This is a genomic window from Pseudomonas sp. Sample_20, assembly GCF_004307585.1.
GTDB classification, from domain to species: domain Bacteria; phylum Pseudomonadota; class Gammaproteobacteria; order Pseudomonadales; family Pseudomonadaceae; genus Aquipseudomonas; species Aquipseudomonas atacamensis.
In genome coordinates, this window is sequence record NZ_RCOA01000036.1 from 1 (window position 1) to 13,342 (window position 13,342).

At 61.3% G+C, this 13,342-nt stretch carries 10 protein-coding genes; 2 read left to right on the forward strand and 8 right to left on the reverse strand.

Annotated features, from left to right (window positions below; translation table 11 throughout):
• Window positions 1–503: 503 nt before the first annotated feature.
• The 5 genes from D8U70_RS09050 to D8U70_RS09070 form a co-directional block, all read right to left on the reverse strand.
• A complete protein-coding gene (locus D8U70_RS09050) occupies window positions 504–1,013 on the reverse strand; it encodes a hypothetical protein (protein ID WP_024013039.1) in 510 nt (169 codons plus the stop codon).
• A gap of 8 nt (window positions 1,014–1,021) precedes the next feature.
• The gene (locus D8U70_RS09055) at window positions 1,022–1,537 is read right to left on the reverse strand and encodes a hypothetical protein (protein ID WP_130928668.1); all 516 of its coding nucleotides are present in this window, start codon (window positions 1,535–1,537) and stop codon (window positions 1,022–1,024) included.
• Window positions 1,534–2,187 (reverse strand): hypothetical protein, encoded by a 654-nt coding sequence (locus D8U70_RS09060; RefSeq protein WP_038862158.1) that lies wholly within the window; start codon window positions 2,185–2,187, stop codon window positions 1,534–1,536. The genes D8U70_RS09055 and D8U70_RS09060 overlap by 4 nt, the downstream gene beginning before the upstream one ends.
• 226 nt (window positions 2,188–2,413) lie before the next feature.
• On the reverse strand, window positions 2,414–3,709 hold the full coding sequence (locus tag D8U70_RS09065; protein ID WP_130928669.1) for an OprD family porin: 1,296 nt from the start codon (window positions 3,707–3,709) through the stop codon (window positions 2,414–2,416).
• A 288-nt stretch (window positions 3,710–3,997) separates the two neighbouring features.
• Window positions 3,998–5,701, reverse strand: a complete 1,704-nt coding sequence (locus D8U70_RS09070; protein ID WP_130928670.1) for an amidase — start codon at window positions 5,699–5,701, stop codon at window positions 3,998–4,000.
• 309 nt (window positions 5,702–6,010) lie between these two features.
• Between D8U70_RS09070 and D8U70_RS09075 the strand changes: the two genes are divergently transcribed.
• Complete coding sequence (locus tag D8U70_RS09075) at window positions 6,011–7,126, forward strand: AI-2E family transporter (RefSeq protein ID WP_130928671.1); 1,116 nt, start codon at window positions 6,011–6,013, stop codon at window positions 7,124–7,126.
• Between the two features lie 10 nt (window positions 7,127–7,136).
• On the forward strand, window positions 7,137–8,750 hold the full coding sequence (locus tag D8U70_RS09080) for a mechanosensitive ion channel domain-containing protein (RefSeq protein WP_071172514.1): 1,614 nt from the start codon (window positions 7,137–7,139) through the stop codon (window positions 8,748–8,750).
• Between the two features lie 3 nt (window positions 8,751–8,753).
• Here D8U70_RS09080 and D8U70_RS09085 read toward each other — a convergent pair whose 3' ends face one another.
• The 3 genes from D8U70_RS09085 to D8U70_RS09100 form a co-directional block, all read right to left on the reverse strand.
• Complete coding sequence (locus D8U70_RS09085; protein ID WP_130928672.1) at window positions 8,754–10,031, reverse strand: OmpP1/FadL family transporter; 1,278 nt, start codon at window positions 10,029–10,031, stop codon at window positions 8,754–8,756.
• 86 nt (window positions 10,032–10,117) lie between these two features.
• Complete coding sequence (gene proP / locus D8U70_RS09090; protein WP_024013032.1) at window positions 10,118–11,620, reverse strand: glycine betaine/L-proline transporter ProP; 1,503 nt, start codon at window positions 11,618–11,620, stop codon at window positions 10,118–10,120.
• A gap of 378 nt (window positions 11,621–11,998) precedes the next feature.
• On the reverse strand, window positions 11,999–13,297 hold the full coding sequence (locus tag D8U70_RS09100; RefSeq protein ID WP_130928674.1) for a carbohydrate porin: 1,299 nt from the start codon (window positions 13,295–13,297) through the stop codon (window positions 11,999–12,001).
• Window positions 13,298–13,342: the final 45 nt, after the last annotated feature.

Consider the following 13,342-nt stretch of genomic DNA (forward strand, 5'->3'; position numbering starts at 1 on the left):
AGTGTGTATAAGAGACAGGGGTGGGTTGGGTGTTGGTTTGATCATGATAAAGCTCCTATTAAGTGGAGCCGTCAGGCACTGTCGCTAAACAGTAGGTGGCGGCTGTACGCAGGTTAGCGAACCGGTTATAGGCACCCGGCAGACCCGAAGGTCTCCCGCATACAGCCACCATAGCGCAGTCGCAGAATTGAACCTGCGACGAAGCATGGACCGCTGATGCACCTAATTAAGATCCGGGTCGCTAAACCCGATCGCTGATTCGTCAGCGACCGCACCACAATAGAACCCGCCCTCAAGGTGCACAAGCCGGCGGATTCTGGCGTAGCTGTAGGCAACGGCGCAAGGATTTGTAGCCTTGAGACCGTATCAGCAGGTGTCTTTTAAACAGCTTCGTTTAAATCGAAGAATTGCGCCGAACCTGATGGCCTCTTCGCGAGCAGGCTCGCTCCCACATTGCAATGCATTGCGCCGCAGTCCACCGCACCAGCCCACATCACCCAACCTTATGGTTGATACGGAATCAACTTGTCCCGGTCCATTTCCACCAACAACTGGTCGAGCATCTGCCGTTTGTTCTCGACCCCGGGAATCGGCACATACCACGTCATCACGCTCCAGCCTTCGCGGGAGTAGTTGTAGGTTTTGAGCAGTTGGCCATCCTTGAAGACCGAGCCGCGCAGGTTGTCCTGGTAGTGGTAGGGCATCGGGAAGGTGAACAGGGTGAAGACGTTGACCAGCGCCAGCCAGTTGACCTTGCCGTCGCTGGGTTCGGTGATCAACAGGCTGTAGCCGTTGCGGGTGTAACCGCCGTCGAGCATCGAGAACGCGCCGGTCTTTTTCAGGACGCTGACGGTTTCGCGCTGATGCTGCTCGTCGATGCGCGTATACGCCGGCCCCATGCCGAGCGTGACCGGCACGTAGGCCTGATCGGCATGGTAATCGAGCGGTTGCAAGGTGTTGGCGCAGCCGCCCAGCATCAGTGAGGCACAGAGCAGGCCGGCGACTTTTATCATCGCGCGGTTCATTGCGCGACTGCCGGGATCAGCCGGTCCTGCTGCACATCCTGCGCGAAGGCGCGGGCGATGCGGCCGAGGTTCTGTTCGCGCATCTCGCCGCCCTGATCCAATAGCCAGACGTATTTTTGAGTGATGTTGCGATAGGTGTATTGCTTCAGTCGCTTGTCACCCTGGTACACGGTGAATTCGGTTTGCGTATCGAATTCGTTCGACAGCGGCAGCAAGAACAACGTCGCGGTGCTCAGCAGAATCACCGGAAACGGCGGTAGGTGACGTTCCACATTGAGTTTGACCTTCACGTTGTACTCGTCAGCTTTACCGCTGCCGGTTTCGATAGTGCGGAACACACCGGTCTGACGCAGGTGGTTGCGCAGGCTGGAGCCGTTTTCCGGATCATCGACCATAACGTGAATCGGCTGCAGATAATCCTGAGCGTCCGTAAGCGTGCGCTCGGGCAAGGTGTTGGTCGCCGCGCAACCGGTCAACAGAGCAGCGGCGGTGAGGGCGATGATTTTTTTCATGGTTTGGCATCCACGGCAATACCCGGAATGGGGCCGGTGAAGATGTAGGGCTGAGCACGGTTGAGGTCGAGTTTCAGCGGTTGCAGCGTTGGCAATCCTGGCGCCAGACGTTGCGCAATCAGCGCATCGCGGGCGTTCTGATCACTCCAGCGGAACGCGCAGAAACCGGCTGTCAGGCAGAACGAGCGGAACTCGCCGATGTAATAGGCCTTGCCGGGTTCCAGGCGCATCGGCAGGTTGAATTTCTCCCGCGCCTCTCTCGAGGTGAAAACAGTGCCTAGCCCAGGTTGATAACGTGCGGAAAAGAACTGGAAATCATAGAACTCGTAATCGCCCGGCTTCAGGGGAAGCACGAATACGCTCGCTGCGCCGACACCGTCCTGAACATCCTGCGGCGTGGAGTAAGCGCCGGCCATTTTCCAGACGCCGGCCGCACCGTATTCGGAACCGCGTTTGCGGAAAAAGATTCGCTGGTTGTCAGCGGCTGATTGCTTGAGTGATTGCGGCCCGATTGAGCCAACGAGATAACTGACTGGCTCGCTTGCCTTGGGTTGCAAGGGTTCGCTGACCCAGGAAGCGCTTTCGGTAATGCAGCCGCTGAGCGTCGCGGCGAGCACGACGGCCGCTCCGAGTTTGAATAGCTGAAACATGTACATCCCTGAATCTGCTTGCGTTGATTGACTACAAACAGGAAGGTCAATCAATGCCTTCCTGGCTTGGCTTTTTATGCGGGGGCGCAGAATAAACGAGGTGATGGCACTTGGCTAGCCGCTGTAGGCGCTGCGGTACGCTGAAATCATTTGATTTTGATCTCAAGGAGCAAACTCATGGTTTGTGGCCGACGCAGGAACCTGTGGGCGGGTTGATCGTGTTACCTCAAAAACCCAACGGGTACTGAACGACCACGTAAATCCGGTCAATGTCATCCCCGGCCTGTGCCTCGTTGGCGCGGTGGGTGACGTGCGATAGCTGCACCGACAGATCCTTCGCGGCGCCGGATTGCACGACATATTTCAGGTCGATATCGCGTTCCCAGTGCTTGCCGCCGCTGCCTTGTTGCGGTTGATAGTCGCCGCTGTCGGCGTCGAAGGGGTTGTAGGCGCCGCCCTTGGGCGCGTGCGTTCCGTCGATGTGGCTGCCGCTGACGTAGCGGGTCATGAAGTTCAGGCCGGGGATGCCGAAGGCGCCGAGGTCGAGGTCGTAGCGGGCTTGCCAGGAGCGTTCGTTGGCGCCGTTGAAGTCGGCGTATTTGATCGAGTTGGCGAGGTAGATCGAGTCGCCGCCGACGAAATCGAACGGCGTGTCGCCATTGATCCGTTGCCAGCCGAGCATCACCGTGTGCGCGCCGAAGCTGTATTTGCCGGAAAGGCTGAAGGCGCTGTTGTCGATCTCGCCGGCCAGTGCGCGGCCGGTGTCGCGGGTGTGGTAGAGGTTGGCGTCGAGCAGCACGCCGGACTGTTTGAAGTGCAGATTGCCGTAATACTGGTGCCAGGTGTCGCTCAGTTCTGAGGCGTAGAGTGCGCCGCCGACCGGGCTGGAGCTGAACAGGTCGGCACCGATGAAGCTGATGCCCCCCGCTTCGGTGTTGGCGCCGTAGCCGTAGAAGTTGCCCTGGCCGGAAGAGCTGTCCTGGTTCTTGAATGCAGTGAAATGCCCGGCGACCAGATTGACGTTGTCGAGCTCGGCGCTGTTGAGCAAAAAGCCTGTGGCGTATTCCGGTTGCAGACGTTTGTCGGAGGTGTCGAAAACCGGGGTTTCTACGGTCATTTCGCCGAAAGCCAGAGTGGTGCGCGAGACCTTCAGCTTGAACGCACCGCCAGCGCTGGAATAGTTGTTTTCACTGCGACCATCGCTGTCGACCGGTAACAGACCGGTGCCGGAATGGCCCTTGCCGCCGTCGAGTTTCAGGCCGGCGAAAGCGTGCGCGTCGATGCCGAAACCGACTGTGCCCTCGGTGAAACCGGATGAGAAGTTGCCGATAAAGCCTTGTGCCCATTCCTGTTTGTAGTTTTTCCCGGAGGGCGTGGGCGAGCGGTAGTCGTTGCTGAGGTAGAAGTTGCGCAGCAGGACATCGCTTTTGGCGTCGTCGAAAAAGCCGCTGGCATGGGCGGTGCCGGTCAGACCGCAGAGCATGGCGAGCAGAGTGAGGCGGGAGGGGGCGCGGTTGATCATGGTCAGTGCCGGTGGTCATCAGGATGGCGCTGATGATCGGCGGATTGGCCTGGTAAGGATTGGGCCGGTGTGCTGAGTTGGCAGCCCTCACACCAAACCCTGTGGGAGCGAGCCTGCTCGCGAATGCGGAGTGTCAGTTAACGAAAATGCTGACTGACACAGCGCATTCGCGAGCAGGCTCACTCCTACAATTTGAGTCGGGGTAGTCAGGTAAAACTGTGGCGGCTGTCAGGCCGCCATCGCTGGCAAGCCAGCTCCCACAGAGATTGTGGGAGCTGACACAGTACATTAAGCCAGCGGCGGTGTACGCGGTGGGATCTGGCGTTTGCTGCCGGTGGATTCGAAGGCGGCGGCGAAGCGCAGCAGGTTCGAGTCGTCATAAGCGCGGCCGGCGAAGGTCAGGCCGACGGGCATGCCGATGTCGGCCATCACACCCATGGGCACGGTGACGGTCGGCACGCCGAGGTGGCGGATCGCGAGGTTGCCGTTGGCCACCCAGACGCCGTTGCTCCAGGCGATGTCGGCCGAAGCAGGATTGACATCCGCATCGGCCGGACCGACGTCGGCGACGGTCGGGAACAGCACGGCGTCGAGGCCGAGGTTATCCATCCAGTCTTCAAGGTCGATGCGTCGGGTCTGCTCCAGACCGCGCAAGCCATCAGGCACGGTTGGGATTTCATTCCACGGCGTGATGCCGCGCTCGGCCATGCGCACGTATTCGTCCATGCCGGCGGCCAGATCGCCTTCGCGGTTGGGCAGGGTGCCCGGGTCGTGCGGGAAGATCTTCGGCCCGTCGACGTCAACCAGACGATTGAGTTTCGGGTCGCCATTGGCTTGCAGGAAGTCGTCGAACGCCCAGGCAGTCAGATCCCACAGTTCATGATGCAGAAACTCTTTCGACACCAGCCCACGGGTGAACACGGTTGGCGCGCCAGGGCGGTCGCCCTCGCAGTTGGAAACCAGCGGGAAATCGGTTTCGATGACTTCGGCGCCAGCGGCCTCAAGGGCCTGACGCGCCTGTTTCCACAAATCGATCACGGACGCGCGGGTGTTGATGCGCTGACCGGTCGGGCCGCCAATGCCGGGGGCTTCGCTGGTGCCGGCGTGCGGATCGGCATTGATGTACATGCGCGGGATGGCGAAGCGTTTGCCGGCCAGGGCTTTGGCGTCGGCGGCCAGTTCACTGTACGCAGCCGGGCGCACTTCGCTGACGCGCGGGATCGGCACCCACGGTTGCAGGCGCCAGAGGTCGCCACGGGTGTCGGTATCTTCGGCGACGACCACGTCGAGCACTTCGAGCAGGTCGGCCATGGTCCGCGCGAATGGCACGACGACGTCCATGGTCGGGGTCAACGGCCAGTTGCCGCGCACCGAAATTACGCCGCGCGACGGGGTGTAGGCGCACAGGCCGTTGTTCGACGCAGGGCCACGACCGCTCGACCAGGTTTCCTCGGCCAGACCGAACGCAGCAAAACTCGCAGCGGTCGCGGTGCCGGCGCCGTTGGACGAGCCGGAGGCGAACGGTGCGGTGAGGTAAGCGGCGTTGTACGGGCTTTCAGCGCGGCCATAGACGCCGCGTTGCATGCCGCCATTGGCCATCGGCGGCATGTTGGTCTTGCCCAGGCAGATCGCCCCGGCAGCGCGCAGACGCTCGATGGTGAAGGCGTCGCGATGGGCAACCAGATCGGCGAACGCCGGACTGCCGGAGGCGGCGGTCAGGCCCTTGACCAGATAGCTGTCCTTGGCGGTGTAGGGGATGCCATCGAGCGGGCCGAGGGTTTTACCTTTGGCGCGGCGGGCATCGGAGGCGCGGGCTTCGTTCAGCGCTTCGGGGTTGCGCACGACGACGGCGTTGAGTGCGGTCGGGGTGTCGGCGCCATCGTAGGCATCAATGCGCGCCAGATAGGCTTGCACCAGTTCCACGGCAGTGGTCTGGCCGGACTCGAGGGCGGCGCGCAGTTGGGCGATGGAGACTTCGGTGACTTCGATCATGGGGTCACCTGTTGAGCGTGGATGTTCTGGGCAGGGGTTTTCATAGCGGTTCTCGTTGCACGGCTTGAAGCGACAAGGTCGGGACTGGCGCCTATTTAACACCATGCGGCGGGCGGAGTAATCGGTGGGGTGATGGTTTTGTTGGTAGATGGCCTGAGCATCCGTGCTGCCTGACCTTGCGCTTTCGCGAGCAGGCTCGCTCCCACACCGTGATGCGTAAAGCGATAATGCCGCGCCCCACAGGAAGACCAGCCGAACATGTTCTAGGCTCAGCGCATCCCGAATGCTGCACCGCTCAGGAATGTTGCCATGGAAGAAAAGCCGCTGATTGCCTTCAACAGTTCCAAAGCCTTGCTCGACGTGCTGATCCGCGCCGGGTTGATCGCGACCCTGATGCTGTTCTGCTACGACATTTTCCATCCGTTTCTCAATGTGATGCTGTGGGCGCTGATCCTCGCAGTCACGCTGTACCCGCTGAACCAGAAACTCGGCGCAAAACTCGGCAACCGCTACGGTTGGGCGGCGATTGTGCTGGTATTGCTGGGGCTGGTGATCCTGATGGTGCCGCTGAGCCTGCTCGGCGCATCCGTGGCCGATTCGGTGAAGGTGGGCATGCAAACCGTGGAAGCGGGGCAGTTCGAGATTCCGCCGCCACCCGCCAATGTCGCCGACTGGCCGCTGATCGGCGCGCCGTTGTATGGCATCTGGATGCACGCTTCGCAGGACCTGAGCTGGGTGTTCAAGGAACTGGCGCCGCACCTGACCAGTTGGGGCCGGGTGCTGTTGCATCAGGCCGCCGGCGTCGGCGCAGGCATCGTGGTGTTTGTCGTTGCACTGATTGTCGCTGGACTGATCATGACCCACGGCGAACGCGGCCATCGCACAGCGGTGGCGATCACCACGCGGATTTCCGGCCCGGTGCGTGGCCCGCAGATCGCGCAGTTGTGCACCTCGACCATTCGCGCGGTGGCGCAGGGCGTGGTCGGTATCGCCTTTATCCAGATGATCCTGATCGGTGTGGCACTGGTGATCATGGGCGTGCCCGCTGCCGGCGTGCTGGCGTTGATGGTGTTGCTGCTGGGCATCATGCAACTGCCGGTGCTGTTGGTTACCGTGCCGGTGGTGGTGTTCGTTTTTGCCCATGACGGCGTCGGTGCCGGCACGATCATTTTCGCCGTGTGGATGGTGATCGCCGGGCTTTCCGACAACGTGCTCAAGCCGATGTTGCTCGGCCGTGGCGTTGCCGTGCCGATGCCGGTGGTGCTGATCGGCGCGCTGGGCGGCATGGTCACCAGCGGCATCATCGGCCTGTTCACCGGGCCGGTGATCCTGGCGGTGGGTTATGAATTGTTCATCGGTTGGGTCTATCAGCCGGCCGACGTCAGCGAAGTGCTGGACGAAACCTCCCACGACAATCAGCCATAAGGAACGGCGCATGCGTAACAGGCTGATGGTGCTGGCGATGCTGCTGGCTGCAACACTGTGGTCCGGGCTCGGCCAGGCACTGGAAGACACCACGACAGCAACGGACGAAGCGGTAGAACTGAAAGTGGCCAACCGCAGCATCATGCTGTTTCGCGCGACCATTCTTGGCGAGGCGCCGGCGTCACGGGTCAAGCGGGCGAAGCGGGTGATCAGTGAAGCGCTGGAGGAAGACCCGGAGCTGAAAATCAGCACTGATTCGATCCAGAACAGTTACATGGTGCTGATCGGCAATACCCGTGCGTTCATCGTTGCACCGAAAGACGTCGATAGCCTGGCCTATTCCTCGGTGCAGGAAGCCGCCGAAGGCGCAGCGGAAAAACTGCGCCAGGTGGTCAACGAGACCCGTGAGGCGCGTAACGTGCAGATGATTGTGCGTTCGCTGGCGCTGGCGGCGGTGGCCACGCTGATCTATCTGGCGCTGCTGTGGTGCCTGTCGTGGCTGCGCCACAAGCTGTTGGCGAAACTGCCGGCGCTGATGGATCGCCACACCAAGGCGCTGAAGGTCGGGCGGGTGCAACTGATCGATTCGAATTTTCTCTACCCGTTGGTCAGCCGCTGTCTGTTGTTCCTGCGCTGGTTGCTGATCCTGCTGCTGTCCTACGAATGGCTGGGCTTTGTCCTGTCACGCTTCCCGTATACGCGGCCGTGGGGCGAAAGCCTCAACAACTATTTGGTGGAACTGGCCGGTTATCTGTTACAGGGCATCGTCGATGCGATACCGGGGCTGGGCGTGGCGCTGGCGATTTTCTTTATCGCCCGGGGCGTGACCGCATTTACCCGACGCATCCTGCGCCGGATGGCCGCGCCGGGGACGTTCAGCTGGCTCAACCATGAAACCCTGCAACCGACGCAACGCCTGACGGCACTGGCAGTCTGGCTGTTTGCGCTGGCGATGGCTTATCCCTATCTGCCCGGCGCCGGGACCGATGCGTTCAAAGGCTTGTCGGTGCTGATCGGCCTGATGATTTCCCTTGGCGCCACCAGCGTCGTCGGGCAAGCGGCGGCCGGATTGATCCTGACCTACACGCGGACTTTGCGCCCCGGCGAGTTTGTCAGGATCGGCGAGTACGAAGGCACTGTTACCGAGCTGGGCATGTTCACCACGCGGATTCGCACCGGCCTCGGTGAAGTGCTGACGCTGCCCAACTCGATGATCACCGGCACCGTGACCAAGAACTACTCGCGCACCGTGCAAGGTCCGGGCTACGTGGTCGATACGGTGGTGACCATCGGCTACGACACGCCTTGGCGTCAGGTCGAAGCGATGTTGCTGGAGGCGGCCAAACGCACGCCGGGCGTGCTCGAAGACCCGCCGGCGCAGGTGTTCCAGACCGCGTTGTCGGACTTCTATCCCGAGTATCGACTGGTGGCCCAGGCCATCCCTAGCCAGCCACGTCCGCGCGCGGTGTTGCTGAGCATGCTCCACGCCAATATTCAGGACGTGTTCAACGAATATGGCGTGCAGATCATGTCGCCGCATTACCTGGGCGATCCGCAGCAGGAAAAACGCGTGCCGCCGGAGCAGTGGTTCACCGCACCGGCGCAGGCGCCGAAGGATGAGTGATCCCTAGAAACGCCAGACCACGCCGCCGCCCAGCACATGCAGGGCGGCGTTTTTGTATTCGCCGGAGACCGAGCCGCCGGAGCGTGCTTTGGTCTGTTGCACGTCCATGTCGCCGAGGTAGATCAGCGTGTAGCTCATGTGCACGTCGACATCTTCCTGCAATGCATAGCTGACCCCGGTCGCCAGGCGCCACGCTTCGTTCATCGGGTTGTCGACGGTGCGATCCTTGTCATCCACTGCCGAGGAGTCGTAACCGAGGCCGACGTTCCAGCGCAGTTTCGGGTTGATCTGGTGCTGCGCGCCGATCGAGGCATGCCAGGTGTCCTTGTATTGCCGCTGCGCCGTTCTGGAAGTCGAGCCCAGGCCGGTATCGACTTCCACGCCGACCTTGCCGAAATCGCTCCAGTCCTGCCAGCCGAGGCTGCCGAGCAGCGTCCACTGCGGATCAAGCTGGTAGGACACGCTGGTGGTGACGGTCTGCGGCACGTTCATGTCGACGTTCAGCTGATCGGCGTCGAGACGGTTGAGCGCCAGACGCAGCAGCGGATTGGTGATTTTCTTCAGCTCGGGTTTGTCTTCGAATTTGAGCTTGATCTTGCTGGTCCAGGCCAGCCCGAGCTTTGTGCGCTCGTTGAGGTTGTAGAGCACGCCGACGTTGGCACCCGTGCCCCAGTCGGTGTCCTTGTAGCGCAACTGACCATCCTCGGCGTTGCCCAGACCGAGCACGTTATTGTTGACCGCCACTTCGGTGCGGAAGTAGCCAAGCATGAAGCGTGGGCCGAGGCCGACGGACAGGTCGTCGGTGATCTTGTAGGCATAGGTGGGCTGGAACGACACACCGATAATGGCCGACTCCTGAGCGAAATAGCGCCCGGCCCAGTCATCGTCGTAGTCCAGCGCCAGACCGAAATTGCCGTACATGCCGAAGCCGATCGAGGAGCGCTCATCGAGTTGATGGCTGATGAAGAAGCTGGAGCCGGGCAGGTACTTCAAGGCGTTGCCACCTTCGTTGCCGCCGAAGGTATTGGCGTTGTCGCGGGAGAAGCTGACGTCGCCGAGGATCAACTGCGCGTTGAAGTTGATCTGCGTGCCGGCCAGTTGGCTGATGCCCGCCGGGTTGGTCATCAGAATGCTCGGGTCGCTGGCCATGACCGCAGAGCCGGCGTTGGCCAGCCCGGTGCCTTCGTGGCCGGCCTCGTAAATCATGATGCCGCCGGCTTCGGCCTGGAGGCTGGCGAAGAGCAATCCACCAGCGACCGAACTTTTGATCAGCTTGAACATGTGAACTCCTTGAATGGCATGCAATCCGGTTTCAAGGCTAGCTCAAGCTCGGCGTGGCGTCGGACCGATTGCCGACGCCGCACTGATCAATCGATGCGCGGATGCTGGAGCGCCAGTTCCTTGCGCTTGGCTTCCAGCGCGGCGATTTCGGCATCGATGTCTTCGATTTTCTGCTCGATGTTGTCGTGGTGTTCTTGCAACAACTCCTTGGCCTCTTCGAGGTCGGAAGCCGCCGGGGCCGCGCCGCGCAAGGGCTTGTTGGCGGTTTCCTTCATGGTCACACCAGTGACCAGACCGACCACGGCGATGACCATCAGGTAATACGCAGGCATGTACAGATCGTTGGTGCTTTCCACCAGCCAGGCCACGGCAGTCGGGGTCAGACCGGCGATCAGCACCGAAACGTTGAAGGCACTGGCCAGCGCGCTGTAGCGGATGTGGGTGGGGAACATCGCCGGCAGGGTCGAGGCCATCACGCCGATGAAGAAGTTGAGCAGCACCGCGAGGATCAGCAGGCCGGAGAAGATCAGGCCGATGCTGCCGCTGTTGATCAGCATGAACGCCGGAATGGCGAAGATGAACAGGCCAATGCTGCCGACGACGATGAAGGGTTTGCGGCCGATCTTGTCGCTGATGAAACCGATCAGCGGCTGCACGAAGAGCATGCCGACCATGATCGCGATGATGATCAGCACACCGTGGTTTTCGCTGTAGTGCAGGTTGTGCGTCAGGTAGCTCGGCATGTAGGTGAGCAGCATGTAATAGGTGACGTTGGTCGCCGCCACTACGCCGATGCAGGTCATCAGGCTGCGCCAGTGTTTGGTTGCGACTTCCTTGAACGACACCTTCGGGCCACCAGCGAGGCCTTCGCGGTCGCCTTGTTCGAGTTTTTCCACGTGCTGCTGGAACGCCGGGGTTTCTTCCAGGGCGTGGCGCAGATACAGGCCGATCATGCCCAGCGGCAGGGCGAGGAAGAACGGAATCCGCCAGCCCCATTCTTCGAAGCGCTGTTCGCCGAGAATGGTTGAAATCAGCACCACGACGCCGGCGCCGAAGACGAAACCGGCGATCGAGCCGAAATCCAGCCAACTGCCGAGGAAGCCGCGCTTACGGTCGGGCGCGTATTCAGCGACGAAGATCGAGGCGCCGGTGTATTCGCCACCGACCGAGAAGCCTTGGGCCATTTTCGCCAGCAACAGCAGGATCGGCGCCCAGATGCCGATCGAGGCATAGGACGGAATCAGGCCGATGGCGAAGGTGCTCAGGGACATGATGACGATGGTCGCGGCGAGGACTTTCTGCCGTCCGTATTTGTCGCCGAGCGCACCGAAGAACAAACCGCCAAGCGGACGGATGAGGAAGGGCACGGAGAAGGTCGCCAGCGCGGCGATCATTTGCACGCCGGGATCGGCGCCGGGGAAGAAGACCTTGCCGAGCACATAGGCGACAAAGCCGTAGACGCCAAAGTCGAACCATTCCATGGCGTTGCCCAGTGCGGCGGCGGTGATCGCCTTGCGCATCTTGGCGTCGTCGACAATGGTGATGTCTTTCAAACCGATCGGTTTGACGGTGTTCTTGCGTGATTTCATTGCGCTGTTCCCGCTCGCTGATCCAGATTACCGCTGCGATGCCATCTCCATGATGGCGCCGGCTCTTCTGGCTCAGATACATGCGGACACGAAATAATTCACCGATAGGCTGGAATTAATTTCCTGCCCGCCGCAAATCCTCTGTATCCCGCTACGGCAGCGGCGAATCCAACTCTCCGACCTGACCCAAACCCCCTGTGGGAGCGAGCCTGCTCGCGAAGGCGGCGCTACATTCAACATCGCAGTCGCCTGACCCGGCGCTTTCGCGAGCAGGCTCGCTCCCACAGTGGTTTTGTGTTTTGCAGGGATTTTGCGCACGCCGCCAATCCTGTAGGAGTGAGCCTACTCGCGATGACGGTAGCCCTTTCACCACAAGGCTTAAAGCGCAGCCTTCACCTGCAACCCCACCAGCAGCGCATTATCGATGTCCTGCCCGGAGAACGCGCCCGGTTCGATGATGTATTGCAGATTCGGCCGCAGGGTCAGCCATGGGGTGGCCTGGTAGCCGTAACCCAACTCGATCAACTGTTCGGCACTGTCGAGATGCGGGAACGCAGCACCATTGGCCAGCGCGGCATTCTGCTGCACATCGCGGCTGCGCGGGTTCGGCACGGCGCGGCCATAACCCAGCGCCAGGGTGTCACGCGGGCGGTCTTCGAACGGTTTGTACAAAACCAAGCCGGTGCCGTACCACTTGCTGAACGGTGATGCCGCTTCACTGGCCGCCGAATACTGACCGAACGCATGCAGGCTGCGGCCCTCGGAGGTCGGCGAACGCCATACGGCCTGATCGATCAGCAAATAATGCCCGCCACGTCCGGACACTTCGTCGTCGCTGCCAATGCGTTTGACGTCGGAGCTGTCGTAGTAATAGCCGAGCTTGTACTCACCCGGCAGCTCGCCGGCGTGCTTGTACACCAGCTCGATCGGCACGACGGTGCCGGTGGTGTGCTTCGGCCCCAGATGCCAAGCGCGGCTGGAATTGCCGTTGCTCTCGGGGTCGACGTTGAACGCCGCCACACGCAGCTGCCAGGACGGCGACAGGTCGTATTTGACCCGCACGCCCAGACGCGCGTTGGGGTAGTTGGTCCAGCCGCTGCCGCCGGACATGTTCAGCGGGTGACCGCAGAAACCGGCGTTCATGAAGTTGCACAGAATGCCGCTGTCGAGGCCGCCGAGGTCGTTGCCCATGGCCATGTAGCCGAGCTTCACGTTCAGCGCCGGGGTGAACAGGCTGCGCTCATAACTCAGTTCAGTCAGGCGCGTGTACAGGCCGCCGTAGTTTTCCTGAATCGGCAGGCGGTTGCCGACCAGATCTTCCGAAGCGCTGTTGCCGCGCCGGTCGTTGATGGTCAGTTGCACTTTGCCGGCGTTGTCGACGCCGTAGAGTTTGCTCAGATCAAACTGCACGCCGAGCTTGATGTTCTGCGAGTAGCGCGCCGAACGGTGCAGGCCGCCGTCGGCGTTGTAAGCGGTTTCGCCGCTGTAATCGCCAGTGAACTTGATGCCGTCTTCATCGAGTTGATGACGCAAGCCGCCCCAGTCACCGGTCAAGGTGCTGCGGGTCAGCAGATCGGCATCGCTGGCGGCCAGCGCGGGGAGGGCAGTGGTGCAGCTCAGACCCAGCAACAGGCCAGTGGAAAGCTTGGTACGAGAAAAGCGAACAGCCGATGACATGTGAATCCTTCCTGCTGAAATCTTTAACGCAATAAAACGGCGACG

Excerpts from the sequence above, each read along its gene's own strand:
- D8U70_RS09050 (WP_024013039.1), bottom strand. The coding sequence starts at position 1,013 with ATGATAAAAGTCGCCGGCCTGCTCTGTGCCTCACTGATGCTGGGCGGC.
- D8U70_RS09055 (WP_130928668.1), bottom strand. The coding sequence starts at position 1,537 with ATGAAAAAAATCATCGCCCTCACCGCCGCTGCTCTGTTGACCGGTTGC.
- D8U70_RS09060 (WP_038862158.1), bottom strand. The coding sequence starts at position 2,187 with ATGTTTCAGCTATTCAAACTCGGAGCGGCCGTCGTGCTCGCCGCGACG.
- D8U70_RS09065 (WP_130928669.1), bottom strand. The coding sequence starts at position 3,709 with ATGATCAACCGCGCCCCCTCCCGCCTCACTCTGCTCGCCATGCTCTGC.
- D8U70_RS09070 (WP_130928670.1), bottom strand. The coding sequence starts at position 5,701 with ATGATCGAAGTCACCGAAGTCTCCATCGCCCAACTGCGCGCCGCCCTC.
- D8U70_RS09075 (WP_130928671.1), top strand. The coding sequence starts at position 6,011 with ATGGAAGAAAAGCCGCTGATTGCCTTCAACAGTTCCAAAGCCTTGCTC.
- D8U70_RS09080 (WP_071172514.1), top strand. The coding sequence starts at position 7,137 with ATGCGTAACAGGCTGATGGTGCTGGCGATGCTGCTGGCTGCAACACTG.
- D8U70_RS09085 (WP_130928672.1), bottom strand. The coding sequence starts at position 10,031 with ATGTTCAAGCTGATCAAAAGTTCGGTCGCTGGTGGATTGCTCTTCGCC.
- proP (WP_024013032.1), bottom strand. The coding sequence starts at position 11,620 with ATGAAATCACGCAAGAACACCGTCAAACCGATCGGTTTGAAAGACATC.
- D8U70_RS09100 (WP_130928674.1), bottom strand. The coding sequence starts at position 13,297 with ATGTCATCGGCTGTTCGCTTTTCTCGTACCAAGCTTTCCACTGGCCTG.